The organism is Roseimicrobium sp. ORNL1 (assembly GCF_011044495.1).
Taxonomy (GTDB): domain Bacteria; phylum Verrucomicrobiota; class Verrucomicrobiia; order Verrucomicrobiales; family Verrucomicrobiaceae; genus Roseimicrobium.
In genome coordinates, this window is record NZ_CP049143.1 from 6583040 (window position 1) to 6606270 (window position 23231).

Annotated in this window: 18 protein-coding genes; 9 read left to right on the forward strand and 9 right to left on the reverse strand. The window is 60.8% G+C overall.

Annotated elements, in window-relative coordinates:
• Positions 1–16: 16 nt before the first annotated feature.
• The 3 genes from pbpC to G5S37_RS26455 all read right to left on the reverse strand — a co-directional run bounded on the left by pbpC (position 17) and on the right by G5S37_RS26455 (position 9443).
• Entirely contained in the window at positions 17–2305 is a 2289-nt protein-coding gene (gene pbpC, locus G5S37_RS26445; protein ID WP_165208278.1) for a penicillin-binding protein 1C, read from the reverse strand.
• A 190-nt stretch (positions 2306–2495) separates the two neighbouring features.
• Complete coding sequence (gene tnpA, locus G5S37_RS26450) at positions 2496–2948, reverse strand: IS200/IS605 family transposase (protein WP_165208280.1); 453 nt, start codon at positions 2946–2948, stop codon at positions 2496–2498.
• A gap of 555 nt (positions 2949–3503) precedes the next feature.
• Positions 3504–9443: an alpha-2-macroglobulin gene (locus tag G5S37_RS26455; protein WP_165208282.1), complete on the reverse strand. Its 5940-nt coding sequence runs from the start codon at positions 9441–9443 to the stop codon at positions 3504–3506.
• Between the two features lie 159 nt (positions 9444–9602).
• Here G5S37_RS26455 and G5S37_RS26460 point away from each other — a divergent pair, with 159 nt between their 5' ends.
• Positions 9603–10661, forward strand: coding sequence for a galactitol-1-phosphate 5-dehydrogenase (locus G5S37_RS26460; RefSeq protein WP_165208284.1), 1059 nt, complete (start codon positions 9603–9605; stop codon positions 10659–10661).
• A 212-nt stretch (positions 10662–10873) separates the two neighbouring features.
• Here G5S37_RS26460 and G5S37_RS26465 read toward each other — a convergent pair whose 3' ends face one another.
• The 4 genes from G5S37_RS26465 to G5S37_RS26480 form a co-directional block, all read right to left on the reverse strand.
• Positions 10874–11986: a redoxin domain-containing protein gene (locus tag G5S37_RS26465; RefSeq protein ID WP_165208286.1), complete on the reverse strand. Its 1113-nt coding sequence runs from the start codon at positions 11984–11986 to the stop codon at positions 10874–10876.
• 210 nt (positions 11987–12196) lie between these two features.
• Positions 12197–12562, reverse strand: coding sequence for a hypothetical protein (locus G5S37_RS26470; RefSeq protein WP_165208288.1), 366 nt, complete (start codon positions 12560–12562; stop codon positions 12197–12199).
• 45 nt (positions 12563–12607) lie between these two features.
• On the reverse strand, positions 12608–13000 hold the full coding sequence (locus G5S37_RS26475) for a cupin domain-containing protein (RefSeq protein ID WP_165208290.1): 393 nt from the start codon (positions 12998–13000) through the stop codon (positions 12608–12610).
• Positions 13001–13070: 70 nt separating this feature from the next.
• The gene (locus tag G5S37_RS26480) at positions 13071–13946 is read right to left on the reverse strand and encodes a hypothetical protein (RefSeq protein ID WP_165208292.1); all 876 of its coding nucleotides are present in this window, start codon (positions 13944–13946) and stop codon (positions 13071–13073) included.
• Between the two features lie 235 nt (positions 13947–14181).
• Here G5S37_RS26480 and G5S37_RS26485 point away from each other — a divergent pair, with 235 nt between their 5' ends.
• The 6 genes from G5S37_RS26485 to G5S37_RS26510 all read left to right on the forward strand — a co-directional run bounded on the left by G5S37_RS26485 (position 14182) and on the right by G5S37_RS26510 (position 19044).
• Positions 14182–14859, forward strand: a complete 678-nt coding sequence (locus G5S37_RS26485) for an ABC transporter ATP-binding protein (RefSeq protein WP_165208294.1) — start codon at positions 14182–14184, stop codon at positions 14857–14859.
• 307 nt (positions 14860–15166) lie between these two features.
• Positions 15167–16057 (forward strand): branched-chain-amino-acid transaminase, encoded by an 891-nt coding sequence (ilvE, locus tag G5S37_RS26490; protein WP_165208296.1) that lies wholly within the window; start codon positions 15167–15169, stop codon positions 16055–16057.
• A 124-nt stretch (positions 16058–16181) separates the two neighbouring features.
• Positions 16182–16757, forward strand: a complete 576-nt coding sequence (locus G5S37_RS26495; RefSeq protein ID WP_165208298.1) for a UvrB/UvrC motif-containing protein — start codon at positions 16182–16184, stop codon at positions 16755–16757.
• 70 nt (positions 16758–16827) lie between these two features.
• Positions 16828–17286 (forward strand): hypothetical protein, encoded by a 459-nt coding sequence (locus G5S37_RS26500; protein ID WP_165208300.1) that lies wholly within the window; start codon positions 16828–16830, stop codon positions 17284–17286.
• 331 nt (positions 17287–17617) lie between these two features.
• On the forward strand, positions 17618–18106 hold the full coding sequence (locus tag G5S37_RS32760) for an RNA-binding protein (RefSeq protein ID WP_165208302.1): 489 nt from the start codon (positions 17618–17620) through the stop codon (positions 18104–18106).
• A 185-nt stretch (positions 18107–18291) separates the two neighbouring features.
• A complete protein-coding gene (locus tag G5S37_RS26510) occupies positions 18292–19044 on the forward strand; it encodes a hypothetical protein (protein WP_165208312.1) in 753 nt (250 codons plus the stop codon).
• Between the two features lie 408 nt (positions 19045–19452).
• Here the strand turns inward: G5S37_RS26510 and G5S37_RS26515 are convergent, their stop codons facing one another.
• The gene (locus G5S37_RS26515; protein ID WP_165208314.1) at positions 19453–20616 is read right to left on the reverse strand and encodes a serine hydrolase domain-containing protein; all 1164 of its coding nucleotides are present in this window, start codon (positions 20614–20616) and stop codon (positions 19453–19455) included.
• Positions 20617–20624: 8 nt separating this feature from the next.
• On the reverse strand, positions 20625–21095 hold the full coding sequence (locus G5S37_RS26520; protein ID WP_165208316.1) for a tetratricopeptide repeat protein: 471 nt from the start codon (positions 21093–21095) through the stop codon (positions 20625–20627).
• Between the two features lie 89 nt (positions 21096–21184).
• Here G5S37_RS26520 and G5S37_RS26525 point away from each other — a divergent pair, with 89 nt between their 5' ends.
• Positions 21185–22150 carry a sugar phosphate nucleotidyltransferase gene (locus tag G5S37_RS26525; protein WP_165208318.1) on the forward strand — a complete coding sequence of 322 codons (966 nt, stop codon included), beginning with the start codon at positions 21185–21187 and terminating at the stop codon, positions 22148–22150.
• 59 nt (positions 22151–22209) lie between these two features.
• Positions 22210–23190, forward strand: coding sequence for a phosphotransferase (locus G5S37_RS26530; protein ID WP_165208320.1), 981 nt, complete (start codon positions 22210–22212; stop codon positions 23188–23190).
• The last annotated feature ends 41 nt before the right edge of the window (positions 23191–23231 follow it).

Below are 23231 nucleotides of genomic sequence, written 5' to 3' on the forward strand. Positions count from 1 at the left end.
GCGTCATTTGCGAGCCTCACTCCACCATTTCCACCTTCACGTCACAGGTGGAGCTGCGGCCATGGTCATCCAGCACATGGAGTTTCCATGAGCCTGCGGTGGCCTTCCAGAGCAGTGGCTCGGCGGGCGTGCTGCTGCCGAGGAACTGCGCTCCGGCAAACCAGAAGATGGTACGCACACCTGCGGACGTCTCGGCGCGTAGTGGGATGACCTGCTTGCTGGAGTCGTTCACCCGCAGCGAATACGTCAGCCTCGGCTGCGGTGATACGATGCGCGGGGTGTCCTGCGACTGGGCTGCACGCAGCGCCACCGAGCTGGCTTCCATCGGCGGCGCTTCACGGCGCGGCACGCCGGCCTGGCGGAAGAGTGCCAGCATGTCCGGTGGCCAGAACTCGTACACTTCGCGACGCAGTTTGCGTTTGCCATCGTCCGCCACCACGCGCAGACCCGTGCCTTCATCGATCAACACTTCGCGATGGATTTCGCAAGGCGCGATGGACGACTTTCCGGGAATGAACCATCCCATGCGGCAGTGCTGGCAATGAGGTGTGGGGATTTGTCCGGACACGGCGCAGAGTTGCACCTCACGCACGCCTTCCGGTGGCACATCGCGATGCCAGGGAAGACGCAAGCGATGGAAGATTTCGAAGAGCAACGGTGCAGCGCATTTCCGTGCGATGAAGGAGGGATTGGACTTGCCGTTGAAGTTTCCAATCCACACCACGCATACATATTCTCCACGGATGCCTGCCGCCCAGGCATCGCGAAACCCATGCGAGGTGCCGGTCTTCCATGAGATGGTCAGGTCACTGAGTCCAGCCTCTTCTTCGCGCGAAGCGAGCATGCGCCGCACCAGGAAGCAGGCCTCCGGAGTGAGCAGTGGGTTTGCCCCATGAGCCGTCTCTTGAGCAGCGTGTGCATACAGGAGCGGACGAGGAATACCATCCGTGGCTAACATGGCGTACATGGAGGCAAGCTCTTCCATGCTCACCTCGGCACCACCGAGGGGGAGCGAGAGACCGTAGTGCTCCGCCGGTCGCGGCAGGGAGACGCCCGCTTGCTTCAGGAAGCCATACAGGCCCGGCTCCGCCAGTTTCCGCGTGAGCGCGACCGCAGGAATGTTGCGGCTGCGGAAGAGCGCATCTTCTGCGGAGATGGGACCGGTGAATTCGCGGTCGAAGTTTTCCGGATTGTAATCACCGAACGCTACCTGGCCATCACGCAGCAGGCTGCGTGGATGCAGCAGGCCCTGTTGAAGCGCCAGTGCGTAGATGAATGGCTTCAGCGCCGAGCCCGGTGAGCGACGCGCCGTGACGCCATCGACCTGCCCTGAGATATCCACATTCAGGAAACTCGCGGAGCCCACATAAGCCAGCACCTCGCGCGTGGGCGCATGCACGAGCAACGCGCAGGCATTCGTCATGCCTACCTCGCGGCGCACGGTGAGATAGTCACGCATCGAGCCCTCGATCTGCTTCTGCATGCCGAGATGGATGGTCGTTGCAAGGGGTGGATGCTGCACCGTGTCTGCCACAGTGACATCCGCGAATAAACGGCGCGCCAGATGCGGCGTCTCGCGAGGTGGCTTCGCTTCTGGCTGCAGCGTGAAGGTGGCATCGAGTCCATCTGCTCGCAGACCATGCGCCTCCTGCCAGCGCTGCCAGAGACGGAATTGCGCTGCAGCCAGCGCATCGTTGTTGCCCACGATCTTGGGGCGACGACGCGTGGGACTCTGCGGCAGCACACTGAGGCTTACCGCTTCACGCGGGGTCAGGTCCTTCGCAGACTTTCCGCACCACAGCAGCGATGCCGCGCCAACACCTTCCACATTGCCTCCATAGGGCGCGAGGTTGAGATAAGCCTCCAGAATCTCCTCCTTGGAATAGTGCCGCTCAAGTTGTAGCGCCCGCAACATCTGGACGAACTTCCCCGCGAAAGATTTTGTGGAGAGACCATAGCGAAGCCTCGCCAATTGCATCGTCACCGTGGACGCACCCCCACGCCGCGTGCCCGTCACCACACCCCAGCATGCTCGTCCCAGCGATAGCGGATTGATCCCCGGGTGCGAATGGAAATGCCGATCCTCCAGCAACAACGTCGCCTCGATGAGATCCGGACTGATCTCCGCCAGCGGGGTGTGCAGCCGATACCGTGCATCCCCCGCCAGCGTGAGATGAATCACCTTGCCGTCACGGTCGAGCAATGCACGCGAGAAGGTGAGTCCGTGGGGGTAGAGTTCGGGTTTGGGAGAGAGGGCATAGGTGAGGAGGGCGACAGCGGCCAGCAGCGCCAAGCCGATGGCCATTCGACGCACCCACCTACGTCGCCAAATATGAAACCTTAAGAACTCCGATACCTTCTTCAGTGCTGCCAGACCAACCGCATTCGCTGTCTGAAAGACAGCAGGAGCCCAGCCCAGGGTTAGGGAGCCTAAGCGACCGACACCCTGGGTAGACGCGCTAGAGCGTCGCGCTCTGAAAGAGCGCAGGAGATGGTCAATCCCAGACATAGCGTTCATCAAACTCCACGTCGTGCCTCTTCAGGAAGGCACGGAACTCGTCCTGGAAGCTCTGCTTCTGATGGTGCTCGCGTTGGTTTCGGATGTACTCAGATACCGCATCTACGTTCGAGGAACTCACGGAGAATGCACCGTAGCCGTGCTGCCAATAAAAATCACGCAACTGAGTGTATTGTGCGCGAAGCCAGTTCGTAGAACCCTTCTTCAGATCTCTCACCACGTTGCTGATGGTCGTGGTCCGCGAAAGGAGAAACAACACATGCGCATGGTCAGGCTCTGTGTTGATTTCCACGGATGAACAATCCGCCTCGCGTAAGACACCTCCCATGTAGTCGTGCAACGCTGGACGGATATCATCCGGCAACACCTTCACGCGATCCTTCGTTGAAAAGATCAGGTGGAGATAAACCTTCGCGAGGGACTGGGCCATGGATGTTCAGGGATGTGGCGACGACTCCTGCGCTCTTTCAGAGCGCCATGCTTTTCACCAGCCACCCAGGGTGTCGGTCGCTGAGGCTCCCTAACCCTGGGCTGGGCTCCTGCTGTCTTTCAGACAGCGAGCTTCTACCAATAAATCGAGGGACGGACATGTGGCAAATAGTGTAGTGCTTGCGGTAACCGGCAAACATTGAACCTAAGGTTGGAACATGCATCAGCCAGGCCTCGCACAAGGTCTGGAATAGTGTGTGGCCCACAGCCACGAACTCCGAATTGTCTGACGAGCAGCATTCGGAGCCGGCCATTCTACACATGTCGCCGCTCACATCGCCCGCGGTAGCCGCTGTCTGAAAGACAGCAGGAGCCCAGCCCAGGGTCAGCGAGCCTAGGCGAGCGCCACCCTGGGTGGGCGCGCAAATGCATCGCGCTCTGAAAGAGCGCAGGAGAGGGTGAATCCCACTCACGATATCGATTGTTCCACGCATGGGCTGCTAAAGCCAATTCACCTTGCCAATCTCATTACGCCTCGGTGTTCCTTGATCTCCACTCACTCCGCCGCCTCCACCACCAGCTTCCCACCAGGCGCACGGCCTTTGAAATTCTGGTCGTACATCGCTTCCGCATACACGGGTGGGATGACAAAGGTGCCGGCGGCGATGGGTTTGATGCGGTAGGTGAAGACCTGCACATCACCCTTGCGCACATTCGTGAAGAACACGTTTCGATCTTCGCGCACCTCCACGAAATCCGCACCGGGCACAGTGTTGCGACCAGGGCGCAGGGTTCCCTGCTCGACTTCGAAACTACCGGGAAGCAGATCCAGCAACGCCACATTTGTCTGGTCTTCGGGACTGATGTTCCGGATCACCAGCTTCACGGTGACGCTCTGGCCGACCTTCAGTTTCTCAATCGCCTTGCCGTCGGCATCCACAATTTCGCGGAAGACTTCGAAGCCATCCGTGATCTTGTCCTTCGAGTCGCCCTTGTCGAAGCCAGCTTCCACCACCTGGTAGAAGGCGCCGAGATCTGTATCACCCTTGTCCAGGTTGAAACGGATGGTGCCTGCTCCCGCACCAAACGGTGCGCTCAACAGACCCGCGCTCGGCGGCACCAGGAGCTTCGGCTCCACGCCGGCAGCGCGGGCCACCTCGCTGATGCTCAGCTTCACATCGGACTTCTTCGCCAGCGCCGTGTAAGCCTTGAGCGCCATGATGCTGGTGGCGCTGCTGATCGTATTGAAACGATGCTTCGTCAGGGGCTCGGTGATCACGGCCAGATCCTTGTAGCCGAAGTCACCCGCGATGTTCGGGAAGTGACGGCATACAAGCGCGAACGCCTGCGCGTTGCGCACCTGCGGGTCACTCCACCAGCCACCGAGCCAGCGCTCAAAGAAGGGCTTCGGATCGGCCTTGCGACGGTATTGCTCCATGAGCGCGCGGCCTTCCCTGTCCTGCTTCAGCAGCATGTAGGTGCTGGCGAGATAGGCGGCGCCCATGGTGCCCTCCCACTTATCCTTGTACTCCTTCTCCAGCGTGTCGCGGAGATTGAGCACCTGGTTGGTGGTCACTTCGCCATTGCGCGTGAGCAGGTAGATCGCCGCAGCCTGGAAGGCGGCCTCTTCAAGATTTGCCGTCTTCGCACGAGCCATCTGCTTCATGCGATTGCGGGCACCATCGAGGATGTCGCTCGGCACGGCGTAGCCGGCATCGCGCGCTTCCGTGAGGAATTCCGTCACGTACACACTGAGGAAGTCCGGCTTGGCATCGCAGAATCCATCCCAGTAGCCGAAGCCACCGTTGCCATGCTGACGCGTACGCAACAGCATGAAGGCAGCATCGAGTTGCTCGTTCGCCTCGGCCTTGTCGAAGCCGAAGTCCACTTCATCTACCAGCAGCAGGCGTGACATGGCGCGACTCGTGATCTGCTCCGAGCATCCGTAGGGATACTCGCGCAAATACGACTCCAATCCACGCGCCAATCCCAGCGGCGCTGTACTGACCGTGGCGTTCGTCTTGCGGAACTCGGGGAACATGTCGCGCTTCACTGCGATGTCCTGCTTCCCAAGCCGGAAATAACCACTCTGCACATGCGTCATGTACGGTGTCGCCGGGCGCACGCTCAAGGTCGTCGAGCGCTTCGCCTCTTCCCCACCTGCGTTGGCGTGGAAGGTAAGCTCGGCACCACCAAGCTCCTCCTTCACGCGCACGCGGAAGCGTGCCGTGGCTTCCTTGCCGGGTCCTACTTCCAAATTGGTCTCCAGCGGCGGCAACACTTCAAGGTGCTCCGTGCCCTCTACTTTCAACGCCACCGTTCCCGGCGCAGTTGGCCCTTCCAGATTGTTCGCCACAGTCAGGCTTGCCGTGAACTCATCCCCGGGCGCCGCGAAGAAAGGCGCATTGGGTGTGAGCACAAAGGGTCCCTTCACCGTGGCCTGCGTCTGTGCGGTGCCCACGATGTCCTCGGACACGGCCACCGCCATGATCTTCAGGCTGCCTGCGAAGTAATCCGGCACATCATAGGTCACCTCCTGGCGATCCGGGCCACAATCGACCAGACCACTCCAGAAGACCACCGGCGCTTCCTTGCGACGCTTGAAGGGATTGAGGTGCATCTTCAGCGCCACGTCTTCACTGCCGCCGAAGGCCTTCTGCTTCATGAGCTGGCTGAACTCGGGCAGGATGAGGTCAAGGATCTGCTCGCTCTCCACTTCCAGGGCGCGCTTGCGCATGAAATGCTTCAGCGGATCCGGCAGCTTGTAGTTCGTCACCTGATGGATGCCTTCGTCCACGGCATACACCACAATGCGTCCCGGCTTCGTTGTCTTGAAGCCGATGGTCATGGTGGTACCCGGCTTCACACGCTGCGGCGCATCCAGTTCCACCTGCATGCGACGCTTGTCTTCATCCGCAGCGAAAGGTTGCACCGCATAGCTCAGCGGACTGGTGAAGACCTCTGGTGAATCCAGCCCACGCACGAAGGAGACATTCACATAACCAGTGCCTTCCAGACCTTCCGGCACCATGATGCTATGCGTGGCGCTGGGCGTACCCTGCTTGATCCACTGCCAGCCGAGCACACGATCGCGCTCGATGGTGGCCAGCCCTGCACCCGTGAAGGGCGCGCGCAGGCTGAACTCCAGCGGCTGACCGCTCCGCAGGCTGGTGCTCGCGAGCTTCATCTCCAGCTCAGCATCACGCTCCAGGCTGCGCTCCGCATCACCCTTGCCCACCACGGTGAAGGCGGTGGCGCATACCACGTTTCCTTCCCCATCGCGCAGCTCAAAGCGATACTCGCCCGCCTTGCTCGTGGGCAGGGTGAAGCTTGCGCCATCCGCGGCCAGCGGCAATGCGCCTTCGCTGATGGGCTGCTCCCGCTTCGTGGACACATAAGCATAGTTGCCGTTCTCCTGCTTGGTGAGCACCGACACATGCCGGATATGCAGGATGTGCTGGGTCAGTCCGGGCACGGCCAACAGGTTCTGCTCCGGACCCACCGCGATCAACTTCAGGCTGCGTGGTGTATCCATTCCTATGTAGGAAAGGTCACCATCCGCCTTCCAGCCGACCACATAGGGCAGCGGTGCCACAAGAAACGTCTGCGCGCCACGCACACTGCGCCCACCATCGGGTTCGAAACCTTCCGTGAAGAACTCCGCGCTGAATACCCCATCGCTGAAACGCTCCAGCGCCAGATTAAAGACAGCGTTACCATTGTCATCCGTGGTCTGCTCGCCGAGCTGCACCTCCGTACCTGCGGCGGCGGATTCGTTGTCATGATCCTCCTCGTCCTCATCCTTCAGGCGATTGTGGAAGGTGAAGTCGGGATACTTGGGGAAGGAGAAGTTCGCGGGATCCAGCGTCAGCTTCGCTGTCACGCGGCGCTTCGCCGCAGGCATGCCGAAGAGCGTCTGCAGATTGATCGTCGCCTTCACATCCCCCGGCTGCACCCAGGCAAGTCCCGGAGGCGTGCTCAGAGTGACGCCCAGCTTCATGCGGTCCGGCTGGAAATCCTCCACACGGAATCCGGTTCTACTCAGCAGGATGCGATTCTCTTCATTGTCCGCATCCGGCAGCAGGTAGAGACGCGCGGTATAGGTGCCCGTCGGCGACTCTTCCGCCGTCTCGACTTCCGCATCGAAGAAGCCGTCCTCACCGAGAGCGATCTTCTGGGTATCGAGCAGCTCTTCCTTGGAATCACGCACCTCCAGCACCAACGGCAGGCCATCAAGCTGACCAGCCCAGTCGCGCCGCTTGGCAATGCCGCCCACATGCACCTTGTCACCGGGACGATAGACGCCGCGCTCGGTGAACAGGAACCCATCGAGCGCCTCCTTCTCCGAGGCGAGCACACCTTCGATATCGAAGCGCGAGAAGTCCATCAACCGGTCCGGGCGATGGAAGGGCAGGAAGGCCACATCATTCCCCGAGCGCGCGATGATGGACACCGGAAGTTTTTCCCTGCGGAAATGTTCCACGTTCGGCACGCTGGCGTGACCCTGCGCATCCGTGGTGGTTTCATTCAGGAACTCGCCGTTCTTAGCCAGCGTGATGATTTTCACATCCGCCGCGGGCTCGCCCTTCATCAAACTCTGCACGAACACCTCACGCGACGCATCGGCATTGCGCTTCATCAGGATGCCGAGATCGGTCACGAGGATGAAGCGGCTCGCCGCCACGTTCTCACCCACGCGCACCCACTTGGCTTCCGTCTCCTCGGAATCTGCAGACGCGTCTTCACCTTCTTCATTCTCCTTCTCATCCTCGTTGCGAGGGCGCACACCTTCCACGGTCAGGAAGAAGAGACCTCGTGAGGCATCCGGATCATTCGTGTCCTGTGAGTTCAGCGCATTGGTGAAATCCAGGGTGCTGTAGTTCGCCTGGTATTCATTTGGCATGACCACATCGCGCACTTCGCGGTGCACGCGGGAGATGTTGTTTTCATCGAAATCCGTCTTCCAGTAGGGCGACTCGAAATCCCCTCCTGTAAGACGCGCAAGGTGATTGATCTGGCTGAAGGGCACACGTGCCAGCGTGATGCGCAGGTGCTGCACGCCGCGGTATTTCAGGCTGAGCTTCTTCTCCCCGCTCAGGGCCAGCACGCCGCCGGCCCCTTGGATTTCCACTTCCTTGGGCAGTTCCGGCACGTCATCCAGCGCCACATGGTCCTTGCCCAGGCGGAAACCGCCGAGCGCCTGCACGCCATTCGTGATGCGCACAAAGAGTCGGCCGACTCCCGGCGGCTGCATCTTGAAGGCATGCATCGCCGCCATGGGCGCGTCTGCATCCTTCTCCGCCTCCACCCGCTTCAACGGAATGGGCTTGGCCGCGCTGAGCACCGCCGGTGTGATTTCACCAGCAGCGGGCCAGTCATAATCCTCCACGGCAGGACCAGCCGGGCTGGCGGCCTTGTCCTTGGGCAGGAGCCACACGGAGACATGCTTCTCCAGCTCTTCCCCCGTGACATAGCCGGTCGTTTCCAGGAACAGGAACTGCTCAGGCTCGCCCTCCTCCGTACGCACGATGTCTGTCCGCACCTCCTTGATCAAGAATCCGGTGGTCACGTCCGGCACGCGCACCTTGGTGGTGACACCGCTGTCCGTTACCGCGCCACCTTGTATATTCGGCAGCCCCTTCGTGAGGGTCACGTTCACAAAGTCCTCCTTCTCCGGCACGGCGATGCGTGTGGTGCGCACATAGTACTCCCGCTGATGCGCCCCCTCGGTCACCGTGAAGTAGGTGTCCGGCGTCTTCCCGCCGTAGTTAAAGACTGGCGTCTTCCCCAGCACATCCAGAGTGATGTGCTTCTCCACCTCTTCCTTGGTCACGGGGTGGCTGAAGTTCAGGGTCACCGTGATCTGGTGCACGGTGGGATCCTTCGGATCCGTGTAGAACTCGGAGTTCGCTACTTTTGCGATCAAGGGCGAGGTAGTGAATTTCCACTGCGCGTCGTTCAGCTTCGTGGCCGGCGGCAGGATGTCGCGGTCAAAAGAGACCGTGTACTCCGTGGCAGCAGGCCAGTAGTCCTGCGAAGGGTGGAAGACGAGCTTCTTGTCCGTCACCCATTTCCACTCACCCGGCATGGCGGGCTTCATGGTCACACCTTTCGTGGCCGTCTTGCCGACGGATTCGAGCGGCGCGATGGAACTGGAGAAGTCCAGCTCCACCGGTTGCACGACCGGCTTGTTCTTCACAATCGGCGTGACGCCCGGTGACGCCAGCTTGCCGGTGATTTGGCGGACCTCCACCACCTGCGTGGGTCGGTGCTTGTAGGCCTCCTGCCACTGGTACCACAGGTATCCACCCACGACCGTCAAACCGGTCACCGTGATAACCGATGCCCAAACGCCGGGACCCCGGCGCATGCTGTCAAGTACACTGCCGCTGGTGGACACGATCCACCCCGGAGGCTGATACTTGAAATCTCCAAAGACCGCGCGGGAAAGCCGTCCCCAATTGCGCGGCAACAACAAAGCCAGATGTCGGAACATATAATGTCTTCCGAGTAGATGTAGTAATGCATCCGGCCGTGACAGCAAGTAACGCACGGAGAAAATGTTTTTACAATTGGGCCCTTCCAGAAGCCGCGCCTTCCGCTTGACCCCGCCTTGGATCGTCGCAAGCTGGCGGTCTTTCCCCATTCCCATCCCATGAAAGCGCTCACCCTCACTGCCCCCTCCGAGTTTGAATTTGGCGACGCCCCGGCTCCCCAGCCTGCCGCCGGACAGGTGCTGGTGGATGTGAAGGCCTGCGGCATCTGCGGCAGCGACCTGCATGGCATGGATGGACGCAGCGGCCGCCGCATCCCCCCCATCATCATGGGCCACGAGGCCGCCGGCGAAATCAGCGCCGTGGGTGAAGGCGTGAGCGACTGGAAGGTAGGCGACCGCGTGACCTTCGACTCCACGGAGTACTGCGGCGAATGCCCCGACTGCAAGGCGGGCTTCGTGAACCTCTGTAAAAATCGTCGCGTGCTCGGCGTGTCCTGCGGCGACTACCGCCGTCATGGCTGCTTTGCCGAGCAGGTGGTATTACCCCAGCACATTCTTTTCAGCATCCCGGATGCCCTGAGCTACGAGAAAGCCGCCTTCGCCGAGCCGGTGAGCATCGGCCTGCACGCCGTGAACCTCGCTCCGAAGCCCAATCAGGGCGCGCTGGCCACCACCACCCGCCAGGAGTGTGCAGTAGTCGTGGGCGCCGGCTTGATCGGCCTCCTCGTGCTGCAGGCACTGAAGGCCCGTGGCTGGTCCCGCGTGTATGCCGTGGACCTCGACGACTCCCGCCTCGCCCTGGCGAAGAAGCTGGGTGCGGAGGAAGTCTTCAACGCCAAGGAAGAGAACCTCGCCGCCAAGCTCAAGGAACTCGGTGGTGGCGATGGCCTCGACGCCAGCTTCGAAGTGGTGGGCGCAGCCCAGCCTTTGGACCTCGCCATCCGCAGCGTACGCAAGGGTGGTACCGTGGTGCTGGTGGGCAACCTCCAGCCGAACACCCCCTTCCCCCTGCAGGAAGTCGTCACCCGCCAGATCACCCTGCGCGGCTCCTGCTCCAGCGCCGGTGAATACCCGGAAGCCATCGAGCGCATCCAGGACGGCAGCATCCAGGTTGAGCCCCTGCTCAGCATCGTCGCTCCCCTGAGCGAAGGCGCCCAGTGGTTCCACAAAGGCGTGCAGCCCGGCAACGGCCTGCTCAAAGTCGTGCTGAAGCCGTGAGGTAGTTTCACCTCAAGGGCGGAGGTCACCTCTTTTTAATAGCCGCAAAAGAACGCAGAGAACGCAAAAAAGATTGGCGCTGGGTATAGCAACCTCACTTGAGGTAGCACGGCCTAAGAGCCCTTACCTTTTGAGTTTTTTGCGTCTTTTTGCGGCTAATTCATCCCGGTCAGCACGCCCACCCACGCGGACATGCCGACTGATGCAAAAGACTACTCCGGCTTGTAGTACCGGCCCATGTACTTGAGGATCTCCGCGCGGAGTTCCTCGCCGTCCACCTGGCCGTTGTGTCGCCAGATGACGGTGCCGTCGGGTGCGACGAGGACGGTGTGGGGAAGAGGGCCAGGCCACTCGGGGTCGAGGGCGTTCACCAGGGCGTCGGGGCTGGGACCGGTGTAGAGGTAGCTGTTGGTGGTGCGGTTCTCGGCCTTGAGGGAGGCTTTGATCTTGTCCGGGATGGCGGCCTGATGTTTTTCCAGGAAGGCCTTCACCTTGTCCTTCAGTTCGGGACGGTCCATGCTGATGGTGATCATCTCAAAGTCGCGCAGGCCGAATTTGCGGGCGGTCTTGGCCAACTCGGGAAACTCCTGCACGCACGGCGCGCACCACGTGGCCCACACATTGAAGAGGCGGACTTTCTTGGTGCCGTTCTTGCGCAGGGCGGCGACTCCATCGGCATCGATGAGTTCCACATCCACGGTGGCCTTGGCCCATTTTTCGTCGTCTTGTGCGACGGCGGATTTCTTCGTGAGCCACTTGGTGGAGCAGCCATGGGGACGCGTCTCCGCCACCGGTACGGGCTTGCCAGCCAGCAAAGCTTCAATGGCATTCTGCGCACTCGGTGTCTTCACGGAGCCCTCATCGACGAAGCGTGAGTCATCGAACTCACCCTTGTAGGCCAGCTTCCGTTTGCCATCGAAGATGAAGATGTGTGGGGTCGCAAGGCAGCCGTACGCCATGGCCATGGCTTGTGTCTCGCCATCATACAGGTAGGGGAAGTTGAAGCCCTGCTCCTTCGCGTGCAGCTTCATCTCGGGGAAGCTGTCGTTGTACTTCGAATAACCCAGCTCATCCGGACGCAGCCCCACAGGGTTATTCGGATTCACCGCCACAAAAGTCACCCCCTTGTCCTTGGTCTGCTCCACCAGCTTTTTCAGGCGGCCTTCGATGGCCTGCGATTCCGGGCAGTGATTTGAGATGAAGGCAATCACCAGAGTCTGCGCGTCTTTGTAGCTGTCCAGGGTGTGCGTTTTATCATCAATGCCCAGCAGCGAGAAGGGCGGCGCGACATCACCGATGGCCAGTTCATGGAAGGCCTCGGGCATGCTCGAAGATTTTTTCTTGGCGGGGGCGGGTGAAGGCGCTGGAGCAGGTGTCGTGTTAGAAGCGGCTCGTGAGCGGTTCCATGGAAGTCCCTCGGCCCCCTGCTCGGGCGGTGCCGGTCTTGGGGGCTGGGACTGCGCGCAAAGCAATCCTGTGGTGATTAGCGAAACCAGAAGCGAGGAGATGGCAGCTTTCATGAGAGGAAGTTGGGCCTAGCAACAGCGGTAGAAACTAAGCATGAACAAGATGAAACAGGGTACCAACGAGGCCAATCCAATCGCAATACCGACGAGATTCAGCCCCACAAAGATGCGGCGCAGGACAGGCCTTTCGACTCCTCGCTTCACGCTCGAGAATGCCATCGAGCAAAAGACCAGTCCAATCGGTCCACTCAGCAGGACAGGCATCGCGATCAAATCCCAGATGTGATCTGGGATCCGATTCCAGCCGTCCCAACTGCTAGTCATATGGAAGACCAGACCAAAAACCATCACCGCCACCATCAGGCCGTTCGCCACCAGCCAGCCGCGATGTACTGGACTTGGAGTGCTTAATGATGATGGCTCGGACGGGGACATGAGAAGGTCACAAGGTGAAAATCATCCGCGCGGCCTGAAAGTGCCCTACACCTCAAACTCATCCGCCGGATCAAACGGTGGCATGGGCACATTGATGATGCGCAGGTTCCCCACGGCGCGGTGCACACAGCCGGGGCGGATCATGATGCTGGTCATCGGCTTGAGCGGGATGCGCTCGCCATCCGCTTCCAGATAGCCTTCACCCTCCAGTACGACGTAGATCTCCGTCATCTTCTTGTGGTAGTGGAGCTTGCTGTCCACCGAGATGTCCGTGAGGTGCACACTGGCGAGGGTATTCCACGGCTCCTTGAAGGCCCGGCGCGCCTGACCGCAGGGACACGGCGTCGGCGGAATCTCATCCAGTTGGGCAACAGCGAAACGCTTTTCACCAGTAGCCGCAGGGGCCGGGGCGATGTCAGGGGAAGTGGCAGCGGACATGATGACCCAACGAAGCAGGGGCGGACAATTTCACAAGGAAGAGTGAAGAGGTCCAACTGAACACCGCCTCCTACTTCACCGATTTCACCGTCCGCTTCAGCGTAAACGGAGCACTCAACTCCAGCGTCGTTCCCTCCGGCAACTTCGGATCATTCGCCTTCGCGCCGGACACCTTCAGCGTGCCCTGCAGGTTCGCCTCCACATCGACCATGTCCCGTGGCTCGCGCCAGATGTCGCCCTGCACTTCGAGCGTGATGGTGGCGGGGGTTTTCTCGCCGGGGGCGATTTTGAAGAAGCCATTCACACCCAGCCGGGCACAGCGGGAGCCAGCTTTCTCCTCCACATCCACAAACGTGAAGTTCAAATCGACGGTCAGCGGTGGCGCAGTCTTCCCGTTTCCGTTTCCCTTGGTGAGGAAAGCCGTGTCCGCCTTCCACGTCTCGCCCTTCTTCCGTGACTGGGCGCCGTAGAGGTAGGGCCAGAGGGCGAGCAAACCCGTGCGGCTGCCGAAGGCATCGAGCGCCTTCTGCTCCTCGGGGGAGGGCTTCACGTCCTTGAACTCGAACTGCCATGCGTCGCGTTCCTTTTTGCCCAGCATCTTCTTCCCCAGCAACACGCCGCCCTGCAATTGATCCGCCGATTGTCCGAGGAAGGCCAAGGTACCCTGCAAGGTGCTCTCCAGCATGCGCGCCTCCTGCCGGTTCACGCCGGTATATTTGCGCTCCACGATCTCGTGAAAGCTGAAGTTTCCCGCGCCATCGATGGCCTGCGAACCGGAGCCGATGTTGATCTTCATCCCGGAGATCTCCATGCGGATGTCCTCCTGCCAGGTGGATCCACGCTGAGGATCCTGCGGCCGCCAGAGCACGACGGATTGGGAAAAGCACGGCGCGGCCAGGAACGCAGCGAAAACCGTGATGAGGAGCGTGCGAGAAAAAAGAAACATGACGTGAGAAGGAGCGCAGTAGAGGTGACGCAAGTGGTCGCGAAGTGGTTACTGCGAACAGAGCGTGGTCCGTCAGGGGTGCGGGAATGAGGCGTTCCCGATCCTGGGGCATGGCGCGAAGCACAGGGTGTGTGCCGAGCGGAACTGAAGAGAAGCACGTGAGATCCGAGGGGGACGTCCCGAATCAGAAACCTCGTGCTTGCAGACACGGCAGTCACCGCCACGGTGCATGGCAATGCCTGACGTTCCCGCGCTCGAAGTGAAAGACGTGCACCGCCACTACCACCTGGCGGGGCATGACCTGCATGTGCTCAAGGGCATCTCGCTCCGGGTGGAGCCCGGCGAGAAGGTCTTCCTTTGCGGCGCCTCAGGTTCGGGGAAGACCACGCTGCTCTACATCCTCGGCGGACTGGAGAAACCGACCGAGGGAGATGTGTACATGTCCGGGCAGCCCATGTATGCGGCCAGCAAGAACACCCGGGCACAGATGCGGAACTCTGGCCTTGGCTTTGTCTTCCAAAACTACCACCTCCTCCCGGAGCTCACCGCGCTGGAGAATGTGATGCTCCCCTCTCTCATCAAGGGTAAGCCCACTGAGACCCGCGCGAAGGAATTGCTGGGCCGCGTGGGCCTCGGCGAGCGCCTGCACCACCTCCCCACGGAGCTCTCCGGCGGCGAGCAGCAGCGTGTGGCCCTGGCGCGCTCCCTGATCAATGATCCCCCCATCCTCCTCGCGGACGAACCCACGGGAAACCTCGACGCCGCCACGGGAAAGCAGATCATGGACCTGCTCTTTGAAATCGTGAACGAGTCCAACAAGACCCTCGTGGTAGTAACCCACGATGCCACCCTGGCCGAACGCGGCGACCGGAAGCTGGTGATCACGAAAGGACACCTGGAGCAGCCCGGCTGACCCAGGGGTTCGTCGCAAAGCAGCCAAGCAGCAAAAGCAGCAGAGTAACTACGACGGGAGCTCTCGGGGTTGGCGATGCCTCCGAGCGTTGCCCCCCCTCACACAGGCGTCTTGTTTCTGATTCCTTCGCTGCTTTTGCTGCTTGGCTGCTTTGCGACAATCTCCTTGGAGCGCAAACATCACCCCAAGCCCAACTTCGCGGCAAAGTGCACGCCCATTGCTGGAGTCCCCCGACTCCGCCCTCCGGCCTCCCCATTCCGAACTTTCCTTGCACTTCCGCCCACTTCAGGCATCCTTCGCCCCTCCCATGGCCAAGCCCCTTCTCATCTATCTCGATGGCAAACTCGTTCCGGAAACGGAGGCGAAGATCAGTGTGTTCGATCACGGTCTGCTTTATGGCGACGGGGTATTTGAAGGCATCCGCTTCTACAATGGCCGCGTGTTCCGCCTCACGGAGCACCTCAATCGCCTGTACGAGTCCTCCAAGTCCATCCTGTTGACCGTGCCCCTCTCCTTCGAGGAGATGGAAAAAGCCACGCTGGACACCATCGCCGCCAACGGCCTGCGCGACGGCTACATCCGCCTGGTGATCACCCGCGGCGTGGGCCCTCTCGGCCTGAATCCCTACCAGTGCCCGAAGGCCAGCGTCTTCATCATCGCCAGCAGCATCTCCCTGTACCCGCAGGAGAAATATGACTGCGGCCTCACCATGGTGACCTGCGCCACCCGCCGCCCCACGGTGGCCGCGCTCAGCCCCCAGGTGAAATCGCTCAACTACCTGAACAACGTCATGGCCAAGATCGAAGCCATCCAGGGTGGCGGCGAAGAAGGTGTGATGCTCAATGAGCAGGGCTATGTGGCCGAGTGCACCGGCGACAACCTTTTCCTCGTGAAGCGCGGTGAAGTCTTCACCCCGCCCATCTCCGCCGGCGGCCTGGACGGCATCACCCGTCGCGCAGCCATGGACATGCTGAAGGAAATGGGCGTGACCATCCACGAGGTGAACATGACCCGTCACGACATCTTCACCGCAGACGAATGCTTCCTCACCGGCACCGCCGCTGAAGTCATCGCCGCCGTGGCACTCGACCGCCGTCTCATCGGCGATGGCAAGCCCGGCCCGCTCACGCAGAAGCTCGTGGCGAAGTTTAAGGCGCTGGTAAACTCCACCGGCACTCCGGTGACGTATCCAGTATGATGGTGATGCGTTAGCATCTGGCAGCAGGACAACGTAACCCGCTTCATGCGATACACGTGCCGTCCTGCTGCGTTACTTTCTGTCACTCTCATCCCCCTAAGCGCCCCCTTCCATGAAATGTGACATGTGTGACAACGAAGCCACCGTCTTCCTGACCCAGATTGTGGACGGGAAGATGACGAAGGCGAACCTCTGCGAGAAATGCTCGAAGGAGAAGGGGGTCACCGATCCCGCGGGCTTCCAGCTCGCAGACTTCCTGCTTGGCACCGGTCAGCAGAAGAAGACGCGTGCCGCCTCCGTGGAGGACGACACCCTGGCCTGCCCCGCCTGCGGATTCACCCGCGCGCATCTCAAGAAGATTGGCCGTATGGGCTGCCCCGAGTGCTACCACACCTTTGCCGACGATCTGGAGAACATGCTGCGTGCCATGCACAAGGGCACCCGCCACGTGGGCAAGATACCGGGCAAGCAGCCGGCCTTCGCCTCTTCCGCACCCGCGCGTGAAGAGATTGGCAGGCCTGCACCCGCTCCGGGCGCTGCGGTAGCCCCGCTTCCTCCCGCACCCAAGCCGGTGAATCCCAAAAAACGCATGGCCGACCTGAAAGCTCAAATCGAGCGGGCAGTCGCCGAAGAGCGCTTCGAAGATGCCGCCAGATTGCGGGATGAAATCCGCGCACTGGAGAGCGAAACCCAGGCCTGAGGCAAATCCCGGGGGCTGGTGGCAAATTTCCTGCAACAAAGCTGCGGCAGGTGAGTTAAATTGGGCAGTCATGGAACCCTTCTCGAAAGACGACCCGCTTCACAAGCTCCTCGGCAAAGGCCGGGTAGCGGAGCCTCGTCCGAACTTCACCCAGAACGTGTTGCGCGCTGTCCGCCAGGAGCCCCAGAAGTTGGGTTTCTGGGAGCGCTGCCGTGCGTGGCTGGATGAGGAAGGCGGCTTTAAGAAGCTCAACCATGGAATTTTGGCCGCGGCAGCCGTCCTGACCCTCTCGTTGGTGGTCTGGAAACAGGCTGACACATCCAGCGGTAATCCTACCCATGTGGTGGCGACCTCCCCTTCAAAGGGCTCCTCTCCCGCCCAAGCGGTGGAGGCAGCGCCAGCTACGGAAATGCCCGTGGAAACCGTGGTGGCTTCTGAGTTGGAGAGCCTGGATCACCTCAGCGTGATGCTGGCCCAGCAGAACACGTCCGCCATGACGGACAGTGAAATCGCCTCGTTCCTGTATTGATCCTCCATTCCCGGATCAGTTCCAACGTCCAAAGAGACGGCCATGGGTGCGACCGATTGCGATGAGCAAGACATGCCACACCGACACGGCGCCGGGATGCCTCCTAATCACTGCGGAAACAGGCCGCTCCGGTGCGTTGTGGGCTAAATCTTTTGCCTATGCTTCGTCATTACAGGCAGCGGAATGCAAAATTGTTGACTTCCATTTTGGGAAGGACATATATGCGCGCCGCTTTCCGTCAGGGAGCTGGCAGGTTAGTGCATCTGGTTTTACGCCATGGAATCGATTCACTCTGTGCAAACCATGGCGGCTTTAGTGAAAGATAAACCAGATGAACCTCTACGTCAGTAACCTCAGCTACAACCTGACCGACAACGAACTGCGCGAAACTTTTGAGCGGTATGGTGCCGTCTCGCATGCGCGGATTATCCTCGATCGTGAAACCGGGCGCTCCCGTGGATTCGCCTTCGTCGAAATGCCCAATGATGAAGAAGCCCGTGCGGCCATCAATGGCCTCAACAACGCCGACCTCGGCGGCCGCCCACTCAAGGTAGTGGAAGCCCGTCCTCGTGAAGATCGTCCCTACACTCCCCGTCCTGGCGGTGGTGGTGGCGGCGGCGGCGGTGGTGGTGGCGGCGGTTACAAAGGCGGTGGTGGTGGTGGTGGCGGCGGCGGCGGCTACAAAGGTGGCGGCGGCGGTGGCGGCGGCTACAAGGGTGGCGGCGGTGGCGGCGGCGGTTTCCGCGACAAGGACAAGCGCGGCAGCTGGGATCGCGGCAAGCGCGATGGCGGCTTCGGCGGCGACGATGGCGGCTGGTAATACAGCGGCTTCCCCAACCGATAGATTTTTCTAACTTTAAAAGCGGCTCAGGTGTTCCTGGGCCGCTTTTTTTGTCTCCGCATCGCAAGCTCGCCTGTCGGGACAAAATGTTTTGGAGGAGGCGACGACAACGGCTCCGTTTTGTGCGATGTCAACACCATCTGCCGAGTACAGTCATTGCCGTCATGAACAAGAACGCCTTCGTCCCTGCATTTCTCTTCTTCATGACTGCCGTCGGCAGCATGGTGCCTGCTCCTGCCCAGTCACCCGAAGCTCCCGCACAACCTGCGCCGCTTCCCTTCAAGGAGGAGAAAGTGGGCAACTTCCAGCTTGGTCCTGCAAAAGTGGAGGGAGCCTTCGTCGGCACGCCTATCACCGTGGACGAAGCCTTCACCACCGAGCATGAGAACGGGCCTCCCAGCGCCGCCTTCAAGGTGATTGTGCCCAAGGAGGAAGACGTACGCTTTCTCCCGGGTGGAAAAAAGACCGGCGCACCCGAGCTGCTGAAGCTCACCCTGCCCAACGCGGACGCCACGAAGGCGGTGGAAATCATCCGCTTCGTCACCCTCACCGTGCCGATGGGAACGAAGGAGGTGCGCCAGCAGATCGTTGCGAACCTGCTGAAGGAAAAAGTCTTCCCCATGGTGACCAACTCGTACGAGCAGGCGAAGCCCCTCGATCTCTATGCCACCAAGGTCGGCTCCTATGATGCGGTATCCATGCACCTGGAAATGACCAAGCCAACCAGCGGCGAAGTCTACCTGGTGAAGGCCATTGCGATTCTCCACCCCACGCAGCCCGGCTCGGTGCTGGCGCTGGTCATGGCAGACAACAAACTCAGCGAAGTGAAAACTTCGGAGGATCTCCAGTCCAAGGGCTTTTCCATGAAGATCATTCACTCGCTGAAGTTCCTGGATGAAGCGGGTGCGAAGCAATGAAAGTGGTGCGAGGACACTCGCGCCTAGATCTGTAGCAGAGTTCCCAGAGCATTTTCATTAAGGCCGCAGCCGCAAATGAGGAGAGAGAAGACGCATTCGTCCCGGAGGGACGCTGGATGGTAGCCGGTGGTGGAGGCCTGTAATCAGGCCGGGAACCACCGGATCATGGAGGAAAAAGATGCTCCGTCCCGGATGGGACGACGGAAGAGGTGGCCATGGTCTTTTCCTCGTACCGTGAGTCTATGACGCTCTTCCGGCGTCCCATCCGGGACGCAAGAGCGTTTGGTGCGTGGATCCGGTGGTTGCGGTCGCTAAGGCTCCCTCCACCACCGGCTACCATCCAACGTCCCTCCGGGACGAGTTGCCAAAGCTCAATTCGAACTGGCTAGAGTTTTTAATTCAAACGCTCTAATTCAACGCCGCCACCAGCGACAGCGTCTTTTCACCCGGCAGTGCGCCCAGTTCCATCTGGTTCATCACATACGCGAACGACAGCTTCCTCTCCGGATCCGCAAACGCGAGGCTGCCACCGGCACCGGGATGACCAAAGGCCCTGCGACCCGCACCATAGATATGGCGGAGCTTTTCTCCCGCTTCACTAACGGCGTCCTTCATCACACCTGCGGCGAAGGCCATGGGCGCATGCAGCACGGCATCTTCCTGCTGGGAAATCGTGGTCTCCAGCAGGGCCAGCACGGCATCGCTCACATATCGCGTGCCCTTCCAGACTCCCCCATCTGCCAGCATGGCGTAGAAGGAAGCCAGCCCGCGTGCCGAACCCACGCCACCCATGCTCGCATACCCGGGCGCGAGGGCCTCATGGCGATTCATCTCCTGCACCGCGCCAAGTCCGGTAGGTGAGGTGAAGGTACGAGCCGTGACGGACCCGCGCGTATTGAATGCCTTGAAGAACGGATCCTTCCCCATGTCCGCCCTCAGCTTTCCGGGATAGAGCGTGGCCACGCGCGACATCAGTTCCTCGGGAAGTCCGATCCAGAAATCGATGCCCATGGGTTCCCGGAATCGTTCGTGGAAATAAGCACCCAGTGAGCTGGCGCCGGTGAGCCGGCGCACCAGTTCATCCAGCAGAAATCCAAAGGTGCGCGCATGATACCCCTGCTGCGTGCCGGGAGGGAACAGGGGCGGCTGCTTTTCAATCGCCGCAATGACCGCGGCGTAGTCGTGAATGGGGACCACCTCATCCAGCACGGAGAGTCCTGCGGTGTGCGAGAGCAACTGGCGCAGGGTCACCTCCTGCTTCCCTCCCCCTGCGAACTCAGGCCAGATGTCTTTGACCTTCGCTTCCAGTGCCATCCCCGCCTCCTCCAAGGCCACGAGACAAGTGACCGCGGCAGCCCCCTTCGTTGCGCTCCACACGGGGACCATGGTATCCCCTGTCCATGGCTCAATGCGCTCGCGCGTGGTATAGCCTTCAGACAGGTGCACGACTTCCTCGCCTTCAATGAAGACCGACACGGAAGCACCGATCTCGCCGCGCTCCCGGAAGTTTGCCTCAAATGCGTCGGCCAGTGCCTGCCGAAGGTGCCCGATGTCCGTGTCCGTGGATGCCATGCCCTGCTCTACAGCAGGTCCTTCACATCCACCAGATCCGGGTCACGGCGCGCGGACTTTTTCAGGGTGGAGTCCATTTCAAAGGAGCGCTCCAACATCACCAGCGCACTGGTGAAATCACCCAGCCGCGCGTGGTAGCACCCGACGTTGTAAAAGAAGACCGCGCGCTCCTGCAGCGAGGGCGGGCCATGAGTGAGGAGGTCCAGCGCCTCCTTCGTACGGCCCAGCTCATGCAGGCAGTACGCCTCGTGAATGAACCCTCCGGCCTCGGTGGGTTGCTTCTCCCGCAGGCGGCGGGCCAGGGCCAGGGCATCATCCCAGCGCTTTTCACCCATGAGACTGAGGACAAAAATCTCCATCACGTCGCCACGGGAGAGCATTTCGGCAGGGAGCGAGTTCAGCTCGCGCCACACTTCCGAATACATGCCGAGCTCAAGGTATCCCTGCGCGGCGAGGATGCTGCGGTCATGGGGATTCATTCGGTAGACAAGGCCGGGCGGTGATGAGCAGGATGCGGGCAAACTCGCATCTCATTTGCAAGCTCGCCATCAGAACGTAAATCCAACCCATGAACAAGGCTTTTGTTTTGGGCGCAGGACTGGGCACGAGGCTGCGTCCACTGACGGATCAGCTTCCCAAGCCACTGATCCCTGTGTTTCACAAGCCGCTGATCACCTGTGCGTTTGAGCATTTGCTGAAAGCTGGAGTACGCGAGTTCATGGTGAATACGCATCATCTCCCCGAATGCTACGCTGAAGCATTTCCTACCGGTGAATATCATGGTGCGCCCATCACCTTCCGCCACGAGCCGGTGCTGCTGGAGACGGCGGGTGGGATAGCCAACATCGCTGACCTGGTGCGCGGTGAGTCTTTCCTTGTGTACAACGGCGACATCCTCACGGACCTGCCGCTGCAGCCGCTGATGGAGGAGCACGCGAAAGGGAAGAATCTGGTGACGCTGGTGCTGCGCTCCACCGGCCCGGCGAAGCACATCGCCTTCGACGCCGCCTCCGGCCTGGTCACCGACATCCGTGGCAAGCTGGGCACGGAAAACATGGGCACGCACCAGTTCACCGGCATCTACGCAGTGAGCCCGGAGTTCATGGACCGCCTCACGCCCGGGAAGATCGAGTCCGTGATCCCTGTGTGGCTGGAGTGCCTCAAGCGCGGTGAACGCATCGGCGCGGTGGTCTCGGATGAAGGGCAGTGGTGGGATCTGGGCGATCGCGAAAGCTACCTCGATGCGCATGCAGCGCTCTGGGGCGGCGTGGAGAACGGCCAGCTCAAGTACCTCGCGGATGGCCTGGCGCCGGCGAATGTGAGCTTCGTGTCCCCGAAGGCCGATGTGCATCATTCCGTGTCCCTGAAAGGCGTGAATGTCATTTCCGAGGGAGCGGTCGTGGGTGTGAATGCGACTTTACGCGACTGCATTCTGTGGCCCGGAGCGAAGGTCGCAGACCTGGCCTTCCTGAACCGTTGCATTGTGCGTCGTGGCATGACGGCTGAAGGAGTGCTCAACGGGAAAGATGTGTAGGGACGGCTTGCAATCCGGGCCGGGGCATCCAAGACTCCGCCCTTCCGCTCCCGCCCCCCATGCCCGACGATACCGAACTCCTCCAGCTCACCCGCAAGGCCCTGCCCGACTGGCCCCGTGCCATGGCGCTCGAAGCTATTGTAAAGGGCGGCTCGGACCGGCGCTTCTACCGGCTGGGTTTCGAGAGTGCCACAGATGCCGGTGTGATCCTGATGGTGTACACCATGGCGCGCCCGGACAATCCCCGCTTCGTGCCCGCCACCCATCGCCTGGCCAATCTCGGTGTGCAGGTGCCACGCATCTTCGCGCATGATGCCGAAACCATGTGCGTTTGGGTCGAGGATCTCGGCAATGTGGATCTGCACGCCTATCGTGACGAGCCTTGGGAAACCAGAAGGCCGCTGTACCAAGCGACGCTCGCTGAGGCGGCGCATCTGCATAACGTGGATGCCTCCGCGCTGAGCACCGAGGACATCGCCGAGATGGAGCTGTGCTTCGATGAAGCGCTGTATGAATGGGAGCAGAACTATTTCCTCACGCACTTCGTGAGGGGATTTTCCGGAAGAGATACGAGCACCCCTGAGTTTGCCGAAGCGCGTGAAGCTTTGCAGTCGCTCCGCAGCCATCTTGCTTCCTTGCCACGTGGCTTGGTGCATCGTGATTTCCAGAGTCAAAACGTGCTCATCCGCGAAGGCTCCGCATGGCTGATTGACTACCAGGGCGTGCGCCCCGGTCTCGCGGAGTATGACCTCGCTTCGCTGTTGCTGGATCCGTACGTCACGCTGTCCGATGCCGAGCGCGATGAGTTGCTGGCCTGGTATGCCGCACACACCGGACGTGATCTCACCACCATGCGTGAGACCTATCTCCTCTGCGCCGCCCAACGTCTCATGCAGGCCCTCGGCGCCTATGCGAACCTGAGCCGCAACCTGAACAAGCCGCACTTCGAGCAGCATATCCCCGTGGCCGTGGAGAGATTGAAGGCAGTGTATGAAGCGCATCCGATGCTTAAGGCACTGCTGCCGCTGCTGGGCGAGTGAGTTCACGTGGGTGGGTTTCCAGGCCTGATTTCTTAGCCGCA

Excerpts from the sequence above, each read along its gene's own strand:
- pbpC (WP_165208278.1), bottom strand. The coding sequence starts at position 2,305 with ATGGCCATCGGCTTGGCGCTGCTGGCCGCTGTCGCCCTCCTCACCTAT.
- tnpA (WP_165208280.1), bottom strand. The coding sequence starts at position 2,948 with ATGGCCCAGTCCCTCGCGAAGGTTTATCTCCACCTGATCTTTTCAACG.
- G5S37_RS26455 (WP_165208282.1), bottom strand. The coding sequence starts at position 9,443 with ATGTTCCGACATCTGGCTTTGTTGTTGCCGCGCAATTGGGGACGGCTT.
- G5S37_RS26460 (WP_165208284.1), top strand. The coding sequence starts at position 9,603 with ATGAAAGCGCTCACCCTCACTGCCCCCTCCGAGTTTGAATTTGGCGAC.
- G5S37_RS26465 (WP_165208286.1), bottom strand. The coding sequence starts at position 11,986 with ATGCCCGAGGCCTTCCATGAACTGGCCATCGGTGATGTCGCGCCGCCC.
- G5S37_RS26470 (WP_165208288.1), bottom strand. The coding sequence starts at position 12,562 with ATGTCCCCGTCCGAGCCATCATCATTAAGCACTCCAAGTCCAGTACAT.
- G5S37_RS26475 (WP_165208290.1), bottom strand. The coding sequence starts at position 13,000 with ATGTCCGCTGCCACTTCCCCTGACATCGCCCCGGCCCCTGCGGCTACT.
- G5S37_RS26480 (WP_165208292.1), bottom strand. The coding sequence starts at position 13,946 with ATGTTTCTTTTTTCTCGCACGCTCCTCATCACGGTTTTCGCTGCGTTC.
- G5S37_RS26485 (WP_165208294.1), top strand. The coding sequence starts at position 14,182 with ATGCCTGACGTTCCCGCGCTCGAAGTGAAAGACGTGCACCGCCACTAC.
- ilvE (WP_165208296.1), top strand. The coding sequence starts at position 15,167 with ATGGCCAAGCCCCTTCTCATCTATCTCGATGGCAAACTCGTTCCGGAA.
- G5S37_RS26495 (WP_165208298.1), top strand. The coding sequence starts at position 16,182 with ATGTGTGACAACGAAGCCACCGTCTTCCTGACCCAGATTGTGGACGGG.
- G5S37_RS26500 (WP_165208300.1), top strand. The coding sequence starts at position 16,828 with ATGGAACCCTTCTCGAAAGACGACCCGCTTCACAAGCTCCTCGGCAAA.
- G5S37_RS32760 (WP_165208302.1), top strand. The coding sequence starts at position 17,618 with ATGAACCTCTACGTCAGTAACCTCAGCTACAACCTGACCGACAACGAA.
- G5S37_RS26510 (WP_165208312.1), top strand. The coding sequence starts at position 18,292 with ATGAACAAGAACGCCTTCGTCCCTGCATTTCTCTTCTTCATGACTGCC.
- G5S37_RS26515 (WP_165208314.1), bottom strand. The coding sequence starts at position 20,616 with ATGGCATCCACGGACACGGACATCGGGCACCTTCGGCAGGCACTGGCC.
- G5S37_RS26520 (WP_165208316.1), bottom strand. The coding sequence starts at position 21,095 with ATGAATCCCCATGACCGCAGCATCCTCGCCGCGCAGGGATACCTTGAG.
- G5S37_RS26525 (WP_165208318.1), top strand. The coding sequence starts at position 21,185 with ATGAACAAGGCTTTTGTTTTGGGCGCAGGACTGGGCACGAGGCTGCGT.
- G5S37_RS26530 (WP_165208320.1), top strand. The coding sequence starts at position 22,210 with ATGCCCGACGATACCGAACTCCTCCAGCTCACCCGCAAGGCCCTGCCC.